14 protein-coding genes and 1 riboswitch are annotated in these 22,202 nt (G+C 62.0%); of the genes, 11 read left to right on the top strand and 3 right to left on the bottom strand.

Annotated elements, in window-relative coordinates; all coding sequences use genetic code 11:
• Positions 1-250: 250 nt before the first annotated feature.
• Positions 251-4,939: an ATP-dependent RNA helicase HrpA gene (hrpA, locus tag BSZ40_RS10635; protein ID WP_245794023.1), complete on the bottom strand. Its 4,689-nt coding sequence runs from the start codon at positions 4,937-4,939 to the stop codon at positions 251-253.
• A gap of 466 nt (positions 4,940-5,405) precedes the next feature.
• On the opposite strand from hrpA, the gene BSZ40_RS10630 reads away from it, so the two are divergent.
• From BSZ40_RS10630 to metE, 4 genes are all read left to right on the top strand, one after another.
• A complete protein-coding gene (locus tag BSZ40_RS10630) occupies positions 5,406-5,768 on the top strand; it encodes a nucleotidyl cyclase domain-containing protein (protein WP_073826230.1) in 363 nt (120 codons plus the stop codon).
• Between the two features lie 4 nt (positions 5,769-5,772).
• Positions 5,773-7,005 (top strand): endonuclease/exonuclease/phosphatase family protein, encoded by a 1,233-nt coding sequence (locus tag BSZ40_RS10625; protein ID WP_143180960.1) that lies wholly within the window; start codon positions 5,773-5,775, stop codon positions 7,003-7,005.
• Positions 7,006-7,058: 53 nt separating this feature from the next.
• Positions 7,059-7,141, top strand: a riboswitch (SAM riboswitch).
• 5 nt (positions 7,142-7,146) lie between these two features.
• A complete protein-coding gene (locus tag BSZ40_RS10620) occupies positions 7,147-8,118 on the top strand; it encodes a methylenetetrahydrofolate reductase (RefSeq protein WP_073826226.1) in 972 nt (323 codons plus the stop codon).
• 13 nt (positions 8,119-8,131) lie between these two features.
• Entirely contained in the window at positions 8,132-10,465 is a 2,334-nt protein-coding gene (metE, locus tag BSZ40_RS10615; protein ID WP_084542815.1) for a 5-methyltetrahydropteroyltriglutamate--homocysteine S-methyltransferase, read from the top strand.
• 104 nt (positions 10,466-10,569) lie between these two features.
• Here the strand turns inward: metE and BSZ40_RS10610 are convergent, their stop codons facing one another.
• Entirely contained in the window at positions 10,570-13,107 is a 2,538-nt protein-coding gene (locus BSZ40_RS10610; RefSeq protein WP_073826222.1) for an RCC1 domain-containing protein, read from the bottom strand.
• Positions 13,108-13,140: 33 nt separating this feature from the next.
• The gene (locus BSZ40_RS10605; RefSeq protein ID WP_169832941.1) at positions 13,141-14,001 is read right to left on the bottom strand and encodes an MFS transporter; all 861 of its coding nucleotides are present in this window, start codon (positions 13,999-14,001) and stop codon (positions 13,141-13,143) included.
• Between the two features lie 54 nt (positions 14,002-14,055).
• Between BSZ40_RS10605 and BSZ40_RS12110 the strand changes: the two genes are divergently transcribed.
• The 7 genes from BSZ40_RS12110 (at position 14,056) to BSZ40_RS12520 (ending at position 22,077) form a co-directional block, all read left to right on the top strand.
• The gene (locus tag BSZ40_RS12110) at positions 14,056-14,304 is read left to right on the top strand and encodes an integrase core domain-containing protein (protein WP_222842782.1); all 249 of its coding nucleotides are present in this window, start codon (positions 14,056-14,058) and stop codon (positions 14,302-14,304) included.
• Positions 14,305-14,817: 513 nt separating this feature from the next.
• Positions 14,818-15,912: a HesA/MoeB/ThiF family protein gene (locus BSZ40_RS10595; RefSeq protein ID WP_084542814.1), complete on the top strand. Its 1,095-nt coding sequence runs from the start codon at positions 14,818-14,820 to the stop codon at positions 15,910-15,912.
• 66 nt (positions 15,913-15,978) lie between these two features.
• Positions 15,979-17,199 (top strand): nitroreductase family protein, encoded by a 1,221-nt coding sequence (locus BSZ40_RS11385; RefSeq protein ID WP_143180958.1) that lies wholly within the window; start codon positions 15,979-15,981, stop codon positions 17,197-17,199.
• A gap of 10 nt (positions 17,200-17,209) precedes the next feature.
• Positions 17,210-18,331 carry a YcaO-like family protein gene (locus BSZ40_RS10585; RefSeq protein WP_073826213.1) on the top strand — a complete coding sequence of 374 codons (1,122 nt, stop codon included), beginning with the start codon at positions 17,210-17,212 and terminating at the stop codon, positions 18,329-18,331.
• A gap of 510 nt (positions 18,332-18,841) precedes the next feature.
• Complete coding sequence (locus BSZ40_RS11380; protein WP_158020903.1) at positions 18,842-20,416, top strand: prolyl oligopeptidase family serine peptidase; 1,575 nt, start codon at positions 18,842-18,844, stop codon at positions 20,414-20,416.
• A gap of 1 nt (position 20,417) precedes the next feature.
• On the top strand, positions 20,418-21,410 hold the full coding sequence (locus BSZ40_RS11730; RefSeq protein WP_124913397.1) for a hypothetical protein: 993 nt from the start codon (positions 20,418-20,420) through the stop codon (positions 21,408-21,410).
• A 346-nt stretch (positions 21,411-21,756) separates the two neighbouring features.
• Positions 21,757-22,077 carry a helix-turn-helix domain-containing protein gene (locus tag BSZ40_RS12520; RefSeq protein WP_124913399.1) on the top strand — a complete coding sequence of 107 codons (321 nt, stop codon included), beginning with the start codon at positions 21,757-21,759 and terminating at the stop codon, positions 22,075-22,077.
• Positions 22,078-22,202 lie beyond the last annotated feature (125 nt).

The following is a 22,202-nucleotide window of genomic DNA, read 5'->3' as shown; positions in this document are numbered from 1 at the left end:
GCCCTGTCTGGGAAACGTGGGACAAGGGGGTTGTTTTTGGGCTCCTCGTGGGCTATTTGCCCAGCGGGCCCCGCCGCTGCCTTCAGTGCATTCAGTGACGGCCTCAGTGTAGTTCACTGAGGGGCTCACTGTATACAGTGATGTTCTCAGTGTATACACTGACGGTCTCAGTGTAGTTCACTGAGGGGCTCACTGTATACACTGAGACGCCCACCCGGCGTCCGATCGGCTCCCACCGGCGCGGCCCCGGTCAGCAGGCCGCCAGCGCCGCCCGCACTCGTTTCTCGCTGACCTTCACGGGAGTGCCCAGCTGTTGCGCGAACAGACTGACGCGCAACTCCTCAATCAGCCACCGCACCTGCTCTAGGCAGGCCTGGCGGGCGTCGTCCCCCGCTGCGGCGGCGCGGGCGGCCTCCAGCTCCTCGGTCAACTGGTCGATGACCCAGGCCGCCTGGTCGTCGGCGCGCGGATCACCCTCGGCGCGTTGCAATCGCCGCAAGGCGCCCTTGAGGTAGCGCGGCAGATGCACCAGCTGCCCGACCGGCACCTGCCGCAGGAAGGTCGGCGACAAGAGGCCTCGCACGTGCTCCCGCACACTACTGGCCACCCCCAGCAAAGCCAGCGACTTAGTGGCCGCCAGCGCCCTGTCCACGGCGCGTGCCTCGTCGAAAGCCGCCGCGCACCACCGCAGGACCCGATAGACCTCGTCCTCCAACGCCTGGCGGGCGAAGTCCAGCAGCGGCGCAAACTGTTGGGCGTCCCGCACTTCGTCTAACGCGACCCCGGTGCGCTGTGCCCACTGATCCAGCACGATGCCCGTTGCCGCCCACTGGGCATCGGCCACCAACGCCTCGGTGTGCGGGTAGGGACTGGCCGCCAGCGACAGGGCCTGCGCTCCCGACCACCGGCTCGTCACCCGCGCCACCGGCAGCTCCAGCTGCGCCAGCAGCAGTGCCCGCAGCCCGCCCGGGTGGGCGGCCAGGGCAGCGGACTGCGTCGAGTGGACGACGACGTCGGCCATCCGGCCCCCCGCTTGGGCCGTCAGGGCGGGGTAACCGCGCACGGTCAACCCGCCGACGGACCGGCTGACCACGCGCGGCAGCGGCGCATCCGGGAAGCGAGTCAGGCCGGTGGCCTGCACGACCTCCCCCTGGTGCGGCAGCTGGGCACCGGCAGGCGCGGCAGCCGCCGCGGCGTCCGCGGCGGGAACGGCCGGAGCGGCAGGCTCCGCCGCCGGTCCGCCCGGGGCTCCCGGGCGCTGGGCGCGCTCGCCCTTCCCCGGCTTGCGGGCAGCATTGCGTTGCGCCTGCCCGGCTGCCCGCTGGGCGGTGGCCTCCTCCAACGCCAATGCCAGCGCCCCGCGCACGACCTGCCGGACGGCGCTGCGGGCGCTCGGCGCCAGCTCCCGCTGGAGCTCGGCCAGGTCCTTGCCCTCGCCAAGCACTGCCCCGCGACCGGAGACGATCCGGAAAGTCATCGTCAGGTGGGCGGGCAGGGACACCGAGCGCCACGCGGACTCCGGGATGCTCACGCCCCGCACGGCCTGCACCGCGCGGGTAAACGCCGCCCGGAAACTCGGGTCGGTGGCGGCGGGCGCGGGGTCGACGGCGCGCGCCGCCTGCCGCCGAGCCGCCGCCTTGGCTGCCTCACGGGCCTCGGCCTCGGCCCGCAAGGCGGCCCAGGCGTCGCGCATCGAATTGCCCGGCACTAAGGTCACGCGGCCCGCTCGGCCGCCGTCGGCGCCCCCAGGCCCAGCGGCCCCGGCCCCAGCAGCGCCCGCGGTCGCCCCTTGGCTGCGCGCCGCATCCGCTCCGGTCGGGGCGAGATCATCCCCCGCCGCGTCTGACCCGGCCTCCGCCGCGTTCGACCCGGCCGTCGCTGGGTCCGCCGCGTCCGCCGCCGACAATACCTCTCCACCAAAGCCCGCCCCGGCGGGGCCGTAGCCGCGCTGCCGCAACCAGGCGGCCACCGCGGCGGCCACATCGGGGGCGGGCACCAGCTCCCGGCGCACCGCCTTCGGCAAAGCCCGCACGGTAGCCACTACCAGCTCGTTCAACAGCCCCGGCACCATCCAGTCGAAACCCGCCGGGGTCAACTGCGGCAGCACCTCGACGGGAATGACGACAGTGACACCGTCGTCGTGCCGCCCCGGCGTGAACTCGTAACGCAACTCCAGTTCGTGCTCGCCCTGCCGCCACACGTCAGGGAACCCCTCCACGCCCGCCCCCCGGGGAGCCAGCAACTCCGGCGGGTACGTCAACAAGTCGGGTTCGCGGCGGCGGGCAGTCTTCCACCAAGCATCGAAGTGACGCGCCGAAATAATGTCCGGCGGCACCCGGGCGGCAAAGAACGCGCAGCGGGCCTCGGCGTCAGCCACCAGCCCGTGCGTGCGCGAGCGCCGCTCCACCTCCTCGGCCTGCGCCACCCGGCGAGCGTTCTCGGCCACGAACGCGTGCCGCCCGTGCCACTGCCCCTCCACCAAGGCGTGGCGAATGAACATCTCGCGCGCCAACTCCTGGGCCGTCACGTCCCCGATCAGTTCACTGCCCAGCCGCCCCAGCAACACCGGGCGGCCCGCCGCCAACGTCAGTCCATACAGCATGACCTTCTCGTTGATCATGGCCGCGCCGTTGCGCTTGGACCAGTGGGGTGCGTCGTACGAGCGGGCCAGCAACGGCCCCGCCAACTTCTCCACCCACCCCGGGTCAATACGCGCCACGGTGCGAGCGAACAGGCGCGAAGTCTCCACCAGCTCCGCGGTCATCACCCAGCTGGGATTCTTCTTCGCCTTGGCCAGCCCCGAACCCGGCCAGATGACGAACCGGGTGCCACGCGGCCCCGTGTATTCGCTGCGCCGCTCGTCCCACGAACCAATGTTGGACAGCAAGCCAGTTAAGAGGGCCTGGTGGATGGCGTCGGGATCCCCGCCGCGCGCCGACGCCGCGAACTGCACGACAGCCGCCGCCACCGCCGACGACGTGCCCGCCCCGCCCGTCAGCTCCCCGGCCGCGAGCGCGGCACGCACCAAATCCTCGGTGTCCGGCAGGGGGAGCGGCGCCAGCTGCAAGCCGAGCGGCCGGGCCAGGCTCCGCAACTGCGTGACGAGATCCTGCCACTCGCGCACCCGCAGGTAGTGCAAGAACTCGGCGCGGCACATGCGGCGAAACGCGCTGCCCGACAACTCCCGCTGCTGCGTGCGGATATAACGCCACAGCGTCACGTAGGTCAGGAAGTCGCTGTGCGGGTTGGTGAAACGACGGTGGGCGGCGTCGGCCTCGGCGGCCCGCTCGGCCGGGCGCTCGCGCACATCCTGCATCGACAGGGCCGCCACGATCACCAGCACCTCGGCCGCACACCCCAACTCGGCGGCCGCCAACAGCATGCGGGCCAGGCGCGGATCGATCGGCAGGGAGGCCAAACGGCGACCAATCTTTGTCAGCCGCGGCTCGGCCCCGTCCAGTTCCAGCGCCCCGATCTCGGTCAGCAGCGCCACCCCGTCGCGCACTGCCCGTTTTTCTGGCGGGTCCACGAACGGAAAGTCCTCCACCCTGCCCAGGCCCAGGGCGGTCATTTGCAGGATGACGCTCGCCAGCGAGGTGCGCAAAATCTCCGGCTCGGTGAACTCGGGGCGGGAGGCAAAATCGCGCGCCGAATACAAGCGGATGGCAATCCCGTCCGCCACCCGTCCACACCGCCCGGCTCGCTGATCCGCGCTGGCCCGCGAGACCGGTTCGATCGGGAGGCGCTGCACCTTCGTGCGGTGCGAGAAGCGAGAGATGCGGGCTAGGCCGGGGTCGATGACGTAGCGAATGCCCGGCACCGTCAGCGACGTCTCCGCCACGTTGGTGGCCAACACGATCCGCTGCCGCGAATGTGGAGCGAAGACCCGATGCTGCTCGGCACTCGTCAAGCGGGCGAACAACGGCAGCACCTCCACCGCGTCGGGGCGCACCGCCCGCGCGGCCCCCTCCGGGGCGTAGCGAGACCCCAAGTGGTCGATGAGTGCCCGGTGTGTGTCCCGAATGTCGCGCTCCCCGGCAAGGAACACCAGGATGTCTCCGTCGCCCTCCGCCAGCAGTTCGTCGACCGCCCCCAGGATGCCGGTGACCTGATCGATTTCCTCGGCGGGCGCTATCTCGCCGCCGTCCAGGCGGGCGGGGTCGGCGGGCAGCAGCGAGGTTGAGCTGTCAGTCTCCTCTGTTTCGTCCGCGTCGTCTGCTGACTCGGGCAGCAGGGGACGGTAGCGGATCTCCACCGGGTAGGTGCGTCCCGAGACCTCAATGATGGGCACCGGTTCGGCAGTGAACTGGGAGAAGTGGTCGGCGAAACGCTGCGCATCGATCGTGGCCGAGGTGATGATGATCTTCAGGTCTGGGCGTTGCGGGGCCAGGCGCGCCAGGTAGCCGAGGATGAAATCGATGTTGAGGCTGCGTTCGTGCGCTTCGTCAACGATGATCGTGTCGTAGCGGCGCAGCAGCGGGTCGCGCTGCACCTCGGCCAGCAAGATGCCGTCAGTCATGAGCTTGACCAGGGTGTTCGGCCCCACCTCGTCCGTGAACCGCACCTGGTAGCCGACAGTCTGCCCGATCTCCGTATCCAGCTCGAAGGCCAGGCGTTCGGCAACCGAGCGGGCGGCGATGCGCCGGGGCTGGGTGTGGCCGATCAGGCCTTTGATCCCGCGTCCGAGTTCTAGGCACATCTTTGGTAGCTGGGTGGTTTTGCCCGAACCGGTCGCCCCCGCCACGATCACCACCTGGTGCGCTGCCAGTGCCGCCATGATTTCCTCGTGCCTGGCCGAGACCGGCAGCTGCGGCGGGTAGCTGATGGCAGGCACCGCGGCGGCGCGCGCCGCCACCTGGGCGGGCGTAAAGCGGGCGGCGGGGCGGGGTGAGCGGCGCTGCCCGCGCCGCGACCGCTCGGCGGAGGCAGAACTATGCATGCCCGCCATCTTATGGCGCTCCCGGGCCGGGGCCGTGCTGGGTGGGGGTTCGGCGCGGGCCGGACCGCTCCCAGCCAGGGTTGTACCGGCGGGGGCTCGCCCTAACTGGCAGTGGGGGAGCCTTATCCGGTGTATTTGGCGCTTGTCCTTCCCTGGTGGCCAACTAGGGCGGTGCCCGCGCGGGTAGGGGTGGCCGCGGCTGGGGGCCGTGCTGGCGGGGGCTCGCCCTAACTGGCAGTGGGGGAGCCTTATCCGGTGTATTTGGCGCTTGTCCTTTCCTGGTGGCCAACTAGGGCGGTGCCCACGTGGGAAGCGGTGGCGCGTAGCTGGGGCGGCGGGCCCGCGCGGGTAGGGGTGGTGCGTAGTTGGGGCAACCCGGCGCGCGCAGGGTCGGCCCTGGCTCAGCCAACGGTTGCCTCCGGGCAGTTGGCGCGGTATCAAAGAGAGGCAGACCGAGGGGAGCGGCATGTTTGATCTACCGGATCTGGGCAAGGATTTAGAAGAACACGCCCAGCGCATTGATGCATTGAAGCAGGAGCTGCACGACTTGTATGCCAGCTTCCAGGCGTCCTCGCTGTTTGCGGCCATGCCGGGGGCTGATCCGGGGGCGTTGGTGGAGCAGGCGCAGGCAAAGATGCGTGAGGTAGGCAGGAAACTGGTCGAAGAGCTGGAGAACTTCCAACTGGTTTTGCGGCAGCGCAGCCGCGAGGCGGACCAGCGCCTGATTCACCTGGCGCGGGCGCAGCAGTTGGCGCAGCAGCGCCTGCGCGAAGAGGGACACCCAGAGTTCCAGGAGGACAGCGACGGCGAGCGGGGCGTGCCACAATGAGCGAATGACGAACGCTTCTGGCCCGCTGCAACCGTCATCACCTCCCGCCGCCGCGCCCACTGCGCCGAGGTCGGCGCGATGGCGACCGCGGCCGGGGGCAGTCGTGGGAGCAGTGGTCACTGCCGTGGTAGCGGCCTTGTTCCTGGCCACGTTGCGTTTCGATCTGCTCAGCCCACTGGTGCCGGGTGGGGCGGCGCCAACGATGCAGGTGCCGTTCGCGCAGCTCATCGCACTGCGGGGCCTACTGGTGGTGGGCCTCACGTTGGCGTTTTTTATTACGGCCTTCTTCGCGGTGCGCCGCTCCCTGACTATCGGGGCGGGTAAGCATTTGGGGGTGTTGGCGTTGGTGCTGGCGGTGTGTGCAGCCAGCCACGGGGCGGTGCTGTACAACCGCGGCTACGTCAACCCGGGCATGCTCAGTGTCGATCGGGGTATGTCGGTAACGCGTCCCACCGGCGACGTCACGGTGCTGGTGCTCAACATGGGTGGCAGCATCTCGCGGGTGGAGGAGGTGGCGGACCTGGTGGAGCGCGCGGGCGCGGACATCGTGGTGTTGCCGGAGACCACGCGCGATTTCGGCACGCAGGTCGCCAACGTGTTGACGGGCCGGATCTCCAACCCGGAGGCGGTGCCCACCTTCGACCAGTCAGTGTTTGAGGACCAGGCCGTCGGGGCGCGGGTGGGGGCCTTCTCGTTATTTCAGTTGGTGGGGCGGCCCGCGCAGCTTGATGCCCCGGAGCCTGACGGGCCGGGTATGATCGGCTCGACCACGGTCGTGCTGGTCAGTGCCGCCTTCGGGCCGTACCGCATTGCCGAGACGTTGGAGATGCACAACGGGGCGGCGGTGCTGGAGCCGGTCACCGGCACCGGCCCGGTGGTGGCGGCCCTGCACGCTGGGGCGCCCCGCCACAACTTGATGAATCAGTGGCGCCACGACCAGGGCCTGCTCGCCCGGGCTTGTCGCGACTACCGCGACCGGTCGCTGCTGGTGGCGGGCACCATCAACGCCACGGTCGATCACGCCACTTTGGCGGGCTCCCCGTGCACGAACTTGCTGCAGGCGGCTGGAGCGGGAGCGGTTGGGACGTGGCCGGTGGCGCTGCCTTCCTTCCTGGCGGTGCCGATCGACGGGGTGTACGGCGGGACGGGCGACTTCCAGGTGCGGGAAGCCGGGGTGGTGGAGACGAAGTTCGCTGACCACCGGGCGGTGCTGGTGCGGTTGCGCCCCGGCCGCTAGCGTCCAGATGATGGACGCCTGCTGCGACGGGCGGGCGACTTTGGGAGGCTGATCTCACCATCCAGAGCGACCGAGAGACCTGGCTCGATGACGTCGCAGCAACCCCGGAGGGTGCTTCCGCCAGGACCGATGGGAGAGGTCATGTCGACCAAACTGTTGTTCACCGGCCCCCGGCCGCGCCCCCTGGTGTCGTTCGAGTTCTTTCCGCCGCGTCGCAGTGGCAACCTGTCGCTGACGTGGGCGGGCATCGACAAGCTGCTGGCCGCGGCCCCTGACTTCGTCACTGTCACTTATGGGGCGGGCGGCTCGACGCGCAGCCAATCGGTGGACGTGTGGCGGCACATTCGGCACAGCACCAGCGTCCCGGCGGTGGCGCACCTGACCTGCATCGGGACCACACGCGACCAGCTGGCTCAGACGGTGCGTGACCTGCTGCAGCTGGGGGTGCGCAGTTTCCTGGCCCTGCGCGGGGACCTACCGCAGGGGGCCACGCCCGCCACCTACACCCCGGGCGTCGACGAGCTGAACCGGGCCGTGCAGCTGGTGGAGCTCATCCGGGACACGGCGGCCGCCTGCCTGCCCGACCCGCGCGAGGTGTCGATCGCGGTGGCTGCCTACCCCGGCCCGGACAGTCCCCGGTTCGCCAACGACCTGGCGGCGCTGCGCGACAAGGTCGCGGCGGGCGCCGACTACGCCATCACCCAGGTGTTCCTGGAGGCCAGCCACTACGCCCGCCTGCGGGAGCAGGCCGCCGCCGTCGGCGTGCAGGCGCCGCTACTACCGGGCTTCGTGCCGCTGACCGACGCGCGGCGCGTCCAACGGGTCGCCGAACTGGCGGGCATCGAGGTGCCGACGCACTTGGCCGCGGCGCTGTGCATCGCCAACCCGCGTGACCGGTTGCGGGCCGGGCTGCGCGCCACCCTCGACCTGATCGGGCAGACCCTGGCGGCCGGGGCCCCGGGGGTGCACCTGTACACGTTCAACCGGCCACGCCCGAGCCTCGACATTCTCGAATACCTGCACGCCACCCGTTTCTTGTCCTGTCCTGCCGACCGAGACGTCGTCGAAGACCTCGTCGAAGCCACCCTCGACACGCTCACGCCTGTGGGCTGAAAGAAGCCGCACCATGACCAGCCAGACCTTGCCCACCGCCACCATCCTCGGCTACCCCCGCATCGGCCCCGACCGGCAACTGAAGCGGGCCGTGGAGGCCTTCTGGGCCGACAAAATCACCGCCGAGCAGCTGCGGGCGGCCGCCGAGCAGCTGCAGGCCGCCACCTGGGGGCGCTTGACCGACCTGGGGCTCGCGGCCGCGGGCGGGGCCGTGCCGCTGGACTTCACGTACTACGACCAGATGCTTTCGGCCCTGACGACGTTCGGGGCCCTGCCGTCGCGGTTTGCCCACCTGGCCGACGCGCGCGGCGCGGTGGACCTGGCCGGGTACTTCACGCTGGCGCGCGGCCACGGCGAGCTGGCGCCGCTGGAGATGACGAAGTGGTTCGACTCCAATTACCACTACCTGGTGCCCGAGATCGGCCCGGACACTCCGCTGCGCTACGTGGAGGGGGACCTGGCCGACCAGGTGCGGCGGGCGGCCGCGGCGGGGGTGGCGGGGCGGCCCGTCGTGGTGGGGCCGGTGACGTTCCTGGCCTTGGCGAAGGCGGCCGCCGACGCCCCCGGCTTCGACCCGCTGACCCGCTTGGATGAGCTGGTGGAGGCCTACGGGCAGCTGCTGGCGGACCTGCACGCGGCGGGCGCGGCCTGGGTGCAGCTGGACGAACCGGCGCTAGTGGCGGACCTGACGGGGGTTGACCGCGCGGCCCTGGCGGCGGCCGCGGGCCGCGCCTATCGGCAGTTGGCGGCCGCCTCGCAGCGTCCGGCGCTGCTGGTGGCCACCCCGTACGGCAGTGCGCGCAGCGCCCTGGGGGAGCTGGCGCGGGCCGGGGTGGAGGGCGTGGCCCTGGATTTGGTGCGCGGCGAGGTGCCGGAGGCGGCCGAGTTGGCGGCGTGGGCGGGGCGCACGGTGCTGGCCGGGGTCGTCTCGGGGCGCAACATTTGGCGCACCGACTTGGAGCGGGCCCTGGAGGTGCTGCAGCGGGTGCAGGCGGGGGTGGGGCCGGAGGGGCGCGTCGTCGTGTCCACTTCGACGTCGCTGCTGCACGTGCCCCACGACGTTACCCGCGAGCACGAGCTGGACGCTGAGCTGCGTAGTTGGCTGGCGTTTGCCGACCAGAAGGTCGGCGAGGTGCAGGTGCTGGCCCGCGCCCTGGCCGAGGGGCGGGAGGCGGTGGCGGCAGAGCTGGCGGCCGACGCGGCAGCCCGGGCTGGCCGGGCGGCGCACCCGGGGGTGCGGCGGGCGCAGGTGCGCGCCGCGGTGGACTCCGTGACGCCGCAGCAGCGGCGTCGGGAGGACTTCGGACAGCGGGACGCGGCCCAGCGCGCCCGCCTGGACCTGCCGCTGCTGCCCACCACGACGATCGGTTCGTTCCCGCAGACCACCGACATTCGCGTGGCGCGGGCGGCACACCGGCGCGGCGAGCTGGACGCGGCGGCCTACACGCAGGCCATGCGCGCCGAGATCGCGGCCGTGATCGCGCTGCAGGAGGAGCTGGGCCTGGACGTGCTGGTGCACGGGGAGGCCGAACGCAACGACATGGTGCAGTATTTCGCCGAGCTGCTCGACGGGTTCGCCGTCACCCAGCACGGGTGGGTGCAAAGCTACGGTTCGCGCTGCACCCGTCCCTCCATCCTGTGGGGCGACGTGTCGCGGCCCGCGCCGATGACGTTGGAGTGGGCGCGCTACGCTCAGTCGCTGACCGCCAAGCCCGTCAAGGGCATGCTGACCGGGCCGGTGACGATCTTGGCGTGGAGCTTCGTGCGCGACGACCAGCCGCTCGGGCAGACCGCCGACCAGGTGGCGTTGGCGCTGCGCGAGGAGATCGCCGACCTGGAGGCGGCGGGGATCGCGGTCATCCAGGTCGACGAGCCGGCGCTGCGGGAGCTGCTGCCCCTGGAGGAGCGCGACCAGGCCGCCTACCTGGAGTGGTCCGTCGGGGCCTTTCGGCTGGCCACCTGCGGGGTGCGGCCCGACACCCAGATCCACACGCACCTGTGCTACTCGGAGTTCAACGTCGTCATCGGCGCGATCGACGCCCTGGAGGCCGACGTCACCTCGATCGAGGCGGCGCGCTCCCGCATGGAGATTCTGCCCGCGGTTGGCGCCCACGGCTACCAGCGCGGCATCGGCCCGGGCGTCTACGACATCCACTCCCCGCGGGTGCCGTCGACCGCCGAGCAGGCCGAGCTGCTGCGGGCCGCGGCCGCCGCCGTCGCCCCGCGCCAACTGTGGGTCAACCCCGACTGCGGCCTGAAGACCCGCGGCTACGCCGAAACCAAGGCCGCGTTGACGAACATGGTGGCCGCCGCGCGGCAGGTGCGGGCTGAACTCGCAGCGCAGTAGCGGAGCGGGCGGGGGCCGCCGGGCGCGTTGGGAGCGCCGCCGGGCGGCCCCCGCGCTCGCTTTCGCGCGGCGGTCCGGGAAGCCGCTAAGTGTTGCTTGGCCTGTCAGCTTAGGCGAATGGGGACCTTGCTTGTCGTGGGTCCTATTTCGATGCCGACGAATATGTATATGTAAGCGCAGTGCAAGTCTCCATTGCTGCCCCAGGCATAGAGATGTCCGTCGCGAGTCAGTGCCATGCTGTGCGAGTCGCCAGCGGCGATGGCAATGACGTTGTCCAGCGGGACGCGGGTGGGGGTGGAGCGGTTTTCGGTGGTGCCGTCGCCCAACTGTCCGTAGTGGTTGCGTCCCCAGGTGTAGAGGTGGCCGTCGCTGGTTAAGGCCATGCTGTGATTCGCACCGGTGGCGATGGCGGCGAGGCTGTTTAACGGGGCGCGGGTGGGGGTGGGGTAATTTTCGGTGGTGCCGTCGCCCAACTGGCCGTAGTGGTTGCGTCCCCAGGTGTAGAGGTGGCCGTCGCTGGTCAGTGCCATGCTGTGCGAGTCGCCAGCGGCGATGGCGGTGACGCTGTCCAGCGGGACGCGGGTGGGAGTGGACCGGGATTTGAGAGTGGGGGTGGGCCGGTATTTGATAGTGCCGACCCCTAACTGCCCGTAGCGGTTGCGTCCCCAGGTGTAGAGGTGGCCGTCGCTGGTCAGTGCCATGCTGTGCCAGTCTCCGGCGGCGATGGCGGTGACGCTGTCCAGCGGGACGCGCGCGGGGGTGAGCCGGACATTGGTGGTGTAGTTCCCCAACTGGCCGTCGCTGTTGTGTCCCCAGGTGTAGAGGTGGCCGTCGCTGGTCAGTGCCATGCTGTGCCAGTCTCCGGCGGCGATGGCGGCGACGCTGTCCAGCGGGACGCGCGCGGGGGTGAGCCGGTTATCGGTGGTGTAGTTCCCCAACTGGCCGAAGCGGTTGTGTCCCCAGGTGTAGAGGTGGCCGTCGCTGGTCAGTGCCATGCTGTGCCGGTTGCCGGCGGCGATGGCGGTGACGCTGTCCAGCGGGACGCGCGCGGGGGTGGTGTAGTTCCCCATCTGGCCATCGCTGTTGTGTCCCCAGGTGTAGAGGTGCCCTTCTGCACTAAGTAAATATTTAGAGGGAGCGCTGAGTATGGAAAGGCAGCGAGGTGCAGGCTGGGCGGGATCCTGGCCGTCAAACATCCAGTGGCGAAAAAACTCGTGCGCAGTGAGCGGGCGGGAGGCAACTGCCGGTGTTTGCGTGCTACCGGACTCCTGCGGCTTAGACTGTGGGGAGGGGGCTGGCTCTTGTGGGTCTGGCTGCGGGGGTGGCAGGTGCTTGGTGGGTGCGACCTGGAAAGACTCGGTAGGGGCCTGGTCCGTGGAGAAAAGCAGAGTCGGTGGCACCGCTGGCACGGCTTCTGCCGGTGTTTGCGTGCTACCCGACTCCTGCGGCTCAGACTGTGGGGAGGGGGCTGGCTCTTGTGGGTCTGGCTGCGGGGGTGGCAGGTGCTTGGTGGGTGCGACCTGGAAAGACTCGGTAGGGGCCTGACCTGCGGGGAAAAGCAGAGTCGGTGGCACCGCTGGCCCGGCTTCTGCCGGTGGTCGCGTGCTACCGGACTCCAGCGGGGCGGGCGACGGGACGCCCGTGGCGAGTGCCGGAAGTTGAGCGCTCAGCATTTGTGCGGCGGCCGCGCAGGCGAGGCGCTCATCCCATTGCGGCGCACACAGCCCTCGCACCACGTCCTGCAACGGTGAGGAGAGCCGTTCGAGGCTCGGGTGGTATTTCTCGCCGAGCGGCTTATCCGACTGATAGGGATTTCTGGCGCCGGTAGTCATGCGGAGCAAGAGGCGGCCCAGCAGCCAGGCGTCCGTCATCTGGCCCGTGACCCCTTCCGGCCCCTCTTGGTCATCGGGAGAGTAGAGATACTCCGGCGGGCACTGCCCTTTCTTCCCCAGGAGCCGCGTCTTGGTGTAGGGGGCGTCCTCAGCGAAGGTGGTCGCTGCCCCGAAGTCGCCCAGCTTCAGTTGCCCGTCGACGAGAAACACATTGCCCTCGTCGATGTCGCGGTGGACTATGTGCAATTTCTCCGCGAGCCGACCCACGGTGACCAGGACGGGCAGCAACAGCTCCACCGCCTGCCGCTCGCTCAAACATCCGTCGCGCAAGTCATGTTGCAGGGGAGTGCCCCACTCCATGATCTCGCCCCACACGGGAACATAGTCGCCGCGCCCGGCGGTGACGCCCGCCAAGCGAGTAGTCGGCAGGCGGAGCTCGAAGCTCTCGTGCACCCGCAGGAGCGCGGGATAGTGCGTGGCTTCCTCGCGCGACAAGGCGGCGATTCGCAGGCTTTGCTGGCACAGTTCGATGTTGCGGAAGCTGTCCCGCAGGGGCGCGGCCAGCCGCACCGCTACCGGAGTAGCACTGCTCAATGTGGGATGCCCGTGAACTCGGGCGCGGGCGACGGCGGCCTGCCCGCCCTTGGCCACCCGATGATCCAGCACCTCGATCCGCAAATCGAGGTTGGTGAGGCGCGACTTCCCCGGGTTACGGAGGTTGAAGGCGCGGGTGTCTTCCACCCGGAAGGAGTCGCCGCGCTTGGCTGTCAACCAGTCCTGCAGCATGGCCGCGTCCACCAAGAACACCATCGTCCCCTCTCTGCGCTACCGACTCCCGCCAGTCTAGCCGCCCGCGCCCGGCCCCGAACCGGGGTCGTCGGCCGCCTCCCCCAGGCCCACCTGGCGCGCGTAGTCCGCGAAGCCCTCGGGCTTGGGCAGGTGCCGCAGCGAGCCCTCCAGGAAGAGGGCAACGGTGGCCGCAGCGCAGAGGGTGCCCATCGTCAGCACGGTCGGGCGGTAGCCGTAACTCTCCAGCGCCCAGCCCGCCGCAGCGGTGATGAGGGCCATCTGGCCGGTGCCGACGATGCCGAGGGCGGCGACAAACCGGCCGGTCATGTGCCCGGGCACCGCCGCCATCATGAAGCCCATGAACGTGCCGTTGGCGGCGGGAGTCAGCAGCAGCACCGGCAGCAGCAGGGCCGCCCGGCCCCACAGCCCAGCCGTAAACGCGAACGCGAACAGGAAGGCGACGATCAGCCCCAGCTGGACAAACAGCAGGAAACCGCCGGTAAAGCGGCGCAGCAGCGGCTGAGCGAGGAGCGCCCCGGCCAGGGTGCCCGCCGCCATGGCCGTGCTCAACAGGGCGATGGCGGTCTGGGAGTGGCCGCGCCCCGCCAGGTCGAGCATCGCCACCAGGGCCGCAGCGGACAGCAGGGCGAAGATCGGCGCCGCCACCAGGGTCGCCACGCGCAGGAAGCGGTTGCGCGCCACGAACGCCAAGCCGCCGAACATGTCCCGGACGCCCGCCTGGGGCGCGGCGGCCTCCCGGTAGCGCGGCAGCCGCCACGCGCTCAAGAACGTCACCACGCTCAGCACCGCCCCGACGCGCAGCTGAGTTGCTCGGCGATCAAGATGGCCATTGCGGCGCGTGGTGGCCGGGAGGCAATATGGCGCGAGGATGAAGCCCAGCGGGTCGTCTTCCACACCGACAAGCGCTTGACTTACACGGCCAAAGCCCATACCAGGTCGTGTCGCCAAATGGGGATCAGACAGTCAATGGGCAGGGTCGGGTCCTGCTTCGACAACGCCGTAGCTGAAGCGTTCTTCACCAGCGTGGAGTGGGAAGTCCTCTCACGCCATGACTTCAATGACATCCACCAGGCCCAAGTCGTCGTGTTGTACTGGTGCTACGGGTTCTACAACCACAAGCATCAACACAGCTCAGCGGGCATGATGAGCCCCATCAACTACGAGAACACCGCGGCCCCCTACCGGCAAGTCGCTTAAGGAAACCCTCCACGATCCAGGGGGAACCGCATACTACCTGTTGAAACTACAGTTGCCAGTTTCCAACTGAACGGGCAGCCGTAACCTGGGTGGCGAATCCACTGCGTGCAGCTATTGGTGCCGATCGAGACTCTGGAGCACACAGCTCCTAGCAGCGGCCGTCTCCAGAAAGTCGGGACCAAAGTCCCAAACGCGTCTTTACGAACAGTCGCTACCATCGAAATTGCCGAATCCGCATGTAGCCAATTTGTCTGAGTGTGGAAAGGTGTGTTTCCCGGTGTTAGCACAAGTGATGGGAGAGTGTCATGGTAGGACGTGACAAGACAACAGACTCCAACGAGATCTTGTTCGAGGAGGTTGACGTGTCAGCTGTTCCGGTGTTCGCGCGACTTTCCTACGAGGAAACGTTTGAGCGCTGAGTTTCAGCAGGGGGTGCGGGCCTGTCTCGCACCCCCACCTTAGTTCTAAGCAAAATAGTGAGGAAAAGGGCATCTGTTGCGAAGTGTAGAGTCTATGCTCGCAGAAAATTCGACGCTGCGACTGCAAACATCTGTTATCCCTGTTAAAGTAGAGAGTGGGTTGTGGCTATTTTTACGGCCGGGCAATCCTTTGCGTGTCAGGGGTGGAAAGTCTCTTGATTCGTTGGTGAGTTTGCTGACAAAAGCAACTCCAATTCAGCAAATTGTGGAAAATCTGTCCTTAGCGGCGAATGTATCAAAAGAGGCTGCCGCGGGCTGCCTGGATAAGATGATAAAGAAAGGCCTTATCTTTGAAGAGCGGGAGTGTCAGCGCGAAAAAAAAGCAGATGCACGGTATGCTCGACAAATCGATCAATTTGCACAGTATGAAACAGACAAGATTTCTAGGTTTCACTTCCAAGAAAAACTGAGATCTGCATCCGTGGTAATTATAGGCGTAGGTGGTCTCGGCAGTTGGATTGCAGCAAACTTAACTATGGCAGGAATAGGGACAATAACCTTGGTCGACGGCGACCACGTTGAATTATCAAACTTAAATCGTCAAATTCTGTACCATGAAGGCGATCTCGGCAGACCTAAAGCTGAAGCAGCCAAAGAAGCACTAGAAAAAATAAATGATGACGTGCAGTTTAAATGTATTCAGAGCTATGTGAGTTCTCAAAGCTGCGCTGAAAAAATATTATCCGAGTGCCCAGGCGCCATCGTAGTTCTAGCTGCTGATGAACCCCTGCTCAAGCTCCGGGCATGGGTAGCGGATGCATGCTTAAAGATGGGGTCGAAACTAATAATGGTGGCGTCAGGAGGGATCGGACCTTTAATAATTCCCAACCATGAAACACCCTGTTGGGAATGCCAAAAAAAGTACCTAGAATCTCTCTATCCTGAAGTTGAAAACTGGATGCAAGAGTTGGATGCCCCCAGCCGGAATGGGCTGCCTCAGCCTATCATGCCGGGTTATCATTCTATGATGGCCGGACTCCTGACTACGGAGATGATAAAGTTGATCACTTCAATCCAAGAACCAAACACATTAGGAACCATATTAGCGTGGCAGCCGGGCACCTCCACTGTAGTGCAGGAAAAAATATTTAGGCACCCGGAGTGCGTCAACCACCCGGAAGAGGCGTGAACTTTGACAGGCACAATAATACTGCGTCCGCAGGTACAGGTAAAGGTAAGAATCAGAGAAGAAACAGTGGAGCTAGAAAACTGGCCCTACTCACCAGTGCAAGTAAATCTTTCCGCAATATGGGAAGCCTTACGATGGCACAATAGCCCTCGTTCCATAGAAGTAAAGGTCGATTCTGTACCGGACCTAATCAGTAAAGTAGAATTGCTGCAGGGGCTATTACAAACAGGGTTAGCAGAAATGCATATAATGATCACTGAAGAAAAGGGGTGGTCGGAGGAACTTATAAAAATTAGCTGCCTGCCATCTCCCCTCGGCCAAATAATTAGATCTAAAAACTGTGGACATATTGTATATCGAATAAATGATCGCGTTCGAATTCAGGGAGTAGGGCACACAGGTTGGGTGGAAATACCTATCGAAGCTTTCCAATACTTGATAGCTGATAGTGAAACGCGACAAATTGATACCATGTCAACACTAATTGACCTCATGTTTAACGTTAGCTTTGGAGCATCTAGAGCGATTCTTGAGACTCCGGACCATGGCTGGCCCGAACAGCTATTTCATGTATATTCACGTTTATGGCGCTCAACGCAGCTTGGCATCGAGTACGGAGCGACGTACTCTGAACTAGAAAAAGTACAGACGCAATATCAGGATCGAAGTGATCTTAAAAGCATTAAGCTGCCAGATTGGCGAAGAAAAAGCGACCTGCTAGATGACAGAATGTCTCGGAGAGACTATCTTGACAAAGACATAAATTTGGAAGATCTAGGGTATCTTCTTGGGCCAATAATGTTCGCTAGAAAAGTTTGGTGTAATGAACAGGGACTGGAAATTGTTCACCGAGGTATACCAGGCGCAGGGGGCTTAGCCGCAATCGAGGTATTTTTGCTCTTAAATTCAAGGCCAGAGGCCTTATCATATCGTTATGATTGGCGGACCCACGAGTTGAAACGCCTTGACATTATGTCAGATGAGCTCCTGCGTCGTCTAAACAAGTTTGCGTCTGCGAGCTTAAATATTAAGACATGTCCACCAGGCATATTATTAATTGCTGGAAATCTAGAGGAGCTACGTAAAAAATATAGCGGAATTTCGTATGCGTCCATGCTGAAACAGGTCGGGGCGCTAATGATGGCGCTGCAGCTGGTCGGTAGACAGCTAAATATAGGATTATGTCCCCTGGGCTCCTCGCCGACAGACCTATTTGAAGAAAGCTTGATGCACCAGGATGCTGAACTGCAACTAGTTGGCGAAATGGCGTTTGGGTATGTTAGTTAATAATAGCATCATGGAGTACGGTTTTGCGCCGGAATGGAATTTGTATTATAGACTGGCAGAAATCTCTGCAATACAGACTCTACGTGACGGAACTATCACTGGATCAAAAGCCTTAATTTTCGGCTCGGGATGGAGTGAAGAAGAATGTGAAAATAGCTTCATAGGTGAATGTATTGAGCGAAGATTGGCTCTGAATTGGAACGCTGAGGAATTTCAATGGAGGACTGTTGCGTCAGTGCTGAAGGCGGGTAATTGCTTTGTTCTTTCAGACATGCAAATGCAGCTATTGAGCAGCGTAAATTCTGAGGTCGCTCGAGAGGAAGTAGCTATTCCTTGGATGCCTGGATACTTTTATGGCCGAGATAAAGATGTTGATATACCTGCAGACTTAGTCTGGCTTGACACTTTTAAAAACGGTGTTGAATTAAAAAGCGTTAGAAGAACTTCAAATGGGCTAGCGGCGGGAAATACTCTACAGATGGCGAGGGAAAACGCATTTCACGAATTGGTTGAACGCGATGCGGTGCTGCGGTGGTGGTGGGGTTTGCAAGAAGGGGCACGGATTGGCCAAGCTGATCTTGCTAGCTTAGGGCTTGATCAACCATCAGAAAACTTCGAGGCTTTCGATGCACTTGTTATCGGTGCCGAAAACGATGTCCTCACTGTGGTGGTAACCCTAAGAAAGGATCGGTTATCCTTTTTTGGCTCGGGTTCTGGATGGAGTACAAAAACTGCTTTAAATAAAGCTCTAAAGGAGGCTGTGCTAGCATACGTGGTATCCAGGAATGAAGAAATCCCATGGATTGCTGCTAGGCCGAAGTCTCTCTCCGAAAGACAGTTCTATCATAATCGTCGTCATCTGCTCCCTTTTAAATTCGCTGTAAGCCCAGTTCGAGGTGGATTGTTACAAGATCGATCTGACAGCGAGAAGAGTGTGCCGGGACTGCCGGAAGATTTGATATTCCTAGATCTAGGCCGCGCGTGCGGCGCTTACGTTCTTAGAGCTTTGTGTCCACGATATATTCCATTGGATCTTGACCCAATAAATGTGTTTCCGGATGGGGCAGGGTGTGACGTATCCAGATCGAGCCTTTGCTTTTTTGACGGACTGAGCCCGCACCCCATTTACTGAAACGAACGAAACCTGAGTCCCAGTTAAGCATATATGCCTGTCTATTATGATAGTTTGCCGTTTGGTTCTCGGAATGCGTAAATAAGGAGACTGAAATTGATTAACTCGCCAACATTAGAGTGCCATCGGAAAGCGGCGCACTGCAATCTGCAAATTATGTCCTTTTCAGGAGAAAATATTTCCGGTACGTCTCACGTCGATTTCTTGATGAAGATGGCCGATGAACTGTACCGGGAGGTGACTCCGACAACCATTCCAGTCCGAGACAAGCAGCTAAGCTTCATGAAGCAAAGGTGGGGATCGTTTCGCACATTTACCGATAAAAAAGGATTCTATCGGGGGCTTGCAATCAGTGGCCGGATTAACGGCCCGGAACATTTTCGGTTATACGACCGACGTTTGCGCGTGCGGTATCTGCCTTCGATTAGTGCCGCTAGGCGACGAGATCTGATTCTTATCAGCGTAGACGTTTACTGGCCCACAGCAGGTATTACTCTGTTATTTCAAGCAGTGAACGATAAGCGGCATATAATGGCATGGGGCTATCTAATTGGCTGTGGGGGCGTGGTTTTGGTCGGTGAACATCTGGTACCCAAAGACGCAAAAATAGTGTCGAGTGGCGCTAGAGTCTCTAGGTGTTTTTGTATAAGTGGTGATGGCAAGCTTCTTATTAACGTAGTACACCACGACGGCGGTGCTGTTCTTCTGTGCAAGGAGGGAGTTGCTGTAAAAGGAAATGCATATGAGGCAATCTCGCTAGCCACCGGCGTAGTGTTCATGGAGCAGAGAGAAAATGAGTTGAATATTTATGGATTGTCCGATGATGGTTTGGGTCCCGTGTCGCATGAAGTCATAAGGGGCAAGCTAAAATCGGTGAGCGCTACTAGTGAGATGGTGTGCTGTACAGTTCGGATGGGTGCAGAGGATATAGTCTTTATACTTAGAGGCATAAATTTGATCCAAGAGCAAATCATAAGGCAATTCGGGGAGGTTAATATCAGTCGCGCTGTTGCGCTCGGGGATCATATATTAACGTTTGGCACATTTTTTCAGAGAAGGTGTATCGGGCAGTTGAAGCTGCAACGCGCTGGCTATGAATGGCAGGAGATTCGCAGATATCCTTGGGATGAATCAGTCTCCTGTACAGATATTGATTTTCATGCGTGCAGGCTTGAGGTTCGATGTGAGTCGTTTGTTGATTCCCCGGAGCCAGCGCTTGTCGACTGCGCATCGGAGATGATATATTTCGAACAATGCGACAGCGAGAAGCATAGGAGAATAGTAGTTGAGGACACAGTGTTGGCTGATGATGGTGAAAAACTTCCAGTAACACTATTTGGTAACTCTGAGGACATGCTTGCACCTAAGGCCTTGATGCTTACAGTATACGGTGCTTACGGTGTAACCATTGTGTCTAGTTATGCCTCACATCGGCAGTCCCTTATCAGGAGAGGGGTTGTGTATGCGATTGCCCGCGTTAGAGGTGGCGGCGATCGGGGAAGTTCATGGCACGCGGCTGGCTCGGGGAAGAATAAGATCAGGGGAGTCCTAGATCTAATTCAGATTGTGGACAGATTACGGCAGAAATACAAAAATTGCAGGCCGATGCTGGCGGTCGAAGCTGGGTCGGCGGGGGGACTTTTGGTTGCGGCCGCAATAAATATTCGTACCGACTTGTTTGATTCGGTAATATTGACCGCTCCTTACGTGTGCCCTTTAAGAACTGTTAGAAATGAGTCCGACGCTTACGTGGAATTTGAGCGGGCTGAACTTGGTATTAGTAGCGATCTTCAAGGTTGTGAGACTATAGAGGCATACGACCCTTTGCTAAACGTTCGTAATAATTGCAGCTATCCTCCGATTTTGGTTGTTGCTGGTAAGAGTGATACCAAAGTGCGACTAAATGATGTCTTGGAATGGTGTAGAAATATTGACAGCTCGAGCAGTGGAAGTTGTAAGTATGTGGCGAGGATTATTGTTCTTTATGATGGAGGGCATGAAGGTCCTTCATCGCGAACTTGTCATTACATGACTTGGGCGATTCAGAAGGCATTTATTTGCAAGACTTTAAATATCGAGGTCTAGTGTGGGTGTAGAGTGGATTATGGCTCCATGGGCAGGCAAATGTTTTTTGTCGGATTTGGTTTATTGGATGTTTTGCAATGGGTTTTTGTCTAGTGTTAAGTCGATTGAATGGGACGAGGAGGCAGGCTTTTTGTATGTCTGTTCAGGGGACGGCGTTAGGTCGCTTCTTGTAGCCAATGGCGGCTTTTTCATCAATTCTGCTGCAGCCTGCCTTGTTGCTGAGAATAAAATTAGTGCGAATCGCAGGTTAACTGATTGCAATGTAGCAGTCCCAGACTTTGTGACAGTATGTGCTGAGGAGGGTATGGACTTTAACGTTAAGGAAAGGATCGAGTGCTTTGTAAGTGCGATTGCCTTCCCTGTCGTGGCTAAGCCCGCCTGCGGTTCCTTAGGCCACTGTGTAAGTATCGTAAACTGTATTGATGAGCTTATTATAGCGTTGAGTAACATTTTTGATGCCGGCTACGGGGAGGCTTTAGTAGAATCTTATATATCGTGGCCCGAGTATCGAATTATTGTGTTTGAGGATGAGGTCCAAATTGCTTACGCCAAGGACGTGGTGACCATCTTTGGTGATGGAGTCCATTCCAAAGAAGAGCTTGTTAGAAGGCAGGTAGGCAATTCTCTTGCGGCAGATTTAATTGTTGAAGGAATGTCGCATGATTACGGGGAGGTTCTTGATTTAGGTGTGAGATGGTCTCCATCCAAAATTGCAAATTTGAGTCTGGGGGGCTTGGCAGTGGATGCTAGTGATAGGGTCGAGCAAAGTTGGCGCGAATTAGGTAAAAGAGTTGCTGAAGGCCTTGGATTGCGACTTTGCGCGATTGATTTTTTTGCACGTGGCGCAGACATTATTTCCGATTGTGTAGTGATAGATGTTAATAGCAATCCCGGCTTTCGGCACTACGCTTTGCAGGGGAGGCGCGAATTTACTAGGGTCATGCGTCTTGTTAAGAAGGTTGTTGATGGGGGCTGCAATAATTACTCTTTGTGACTTGTTGAGTTTTGATGTACGCCATTGTCGACGGGCACCCTGCAGCTCTTTGGTTATTTTTTCGTAGAGATTTTGGGGGCTGGTGGTGGGTTGCTTGTATTTTAGGGTCTTGAGGGATGTCGAGGTGTCAATATTGTAAATTGCGATTTGTGCCATTGTCTCTTGCAGGACTTTTCGCAAGTTGTGATAATTTTTTGTTTATGTGCTTTGTGGATTCTATTGATTTTGTTGGAGTTGATCGCTCAATGTTGAGGGCTATTCAGGTGTGATTGGGGGCGTGTATTGCTAGGATAGGGTGGTGTCATAGTGTGGAAGCAACGCTTTGGTGGGAGGTGTTGTGTGCAGGATGTTGACGTTTGAGGATCGGGTTGAGATTGGGGCTGGTTTGCAGGCGGGTCTGGGGGTGCGTGAGATCGCGAGGCGGATCGGTCGGGATCCGTCGGTGGTCTGCCGGGAGATTAAGCGTAATGGGACTGCGGCAGGCGGGTACCGGATCGTTGCTGTCAACACGTGGGCTAGGAAGCGGCGTTGTCGCCCCAAGGCGCGCAAAGTTGCAGCCAATCCAGTGCCAGAAGCACGAGTACGCCAAGATCTGGCCCGTTCTTGCTCGCCGCGGCAGAGAAGGTGTCAGATTGTTTGTGTAAGTGGTCGATCTTCGAAAGGTTGATTGACGGAGGTGCATGCTGGTTTGTGGACAGGTGGTTGATTGAGGAGGATTTTTGATGTCTGGTTTTTGAGGGGAAGGCCGCGTAAGCGGTATTCTGCTGATTTTAAGGTTGATGCGGTGGCGAT

The organism is Buchananella hordeovulneris, assembly GCF_001907235.1.
GTDB classification, from domain to species: domain Bacteria; phylum Actinomycetota; class Actinomycetes; order Actinomycetales; family Actinomycetaceae; genus Buchananella; species Buchananella hordeovulneris.
The sequence above is the reverse complement of the archived record's forward strand: the minus strand, read 5'-3'. Positions and strand labels throughout refer to the sequence as shown.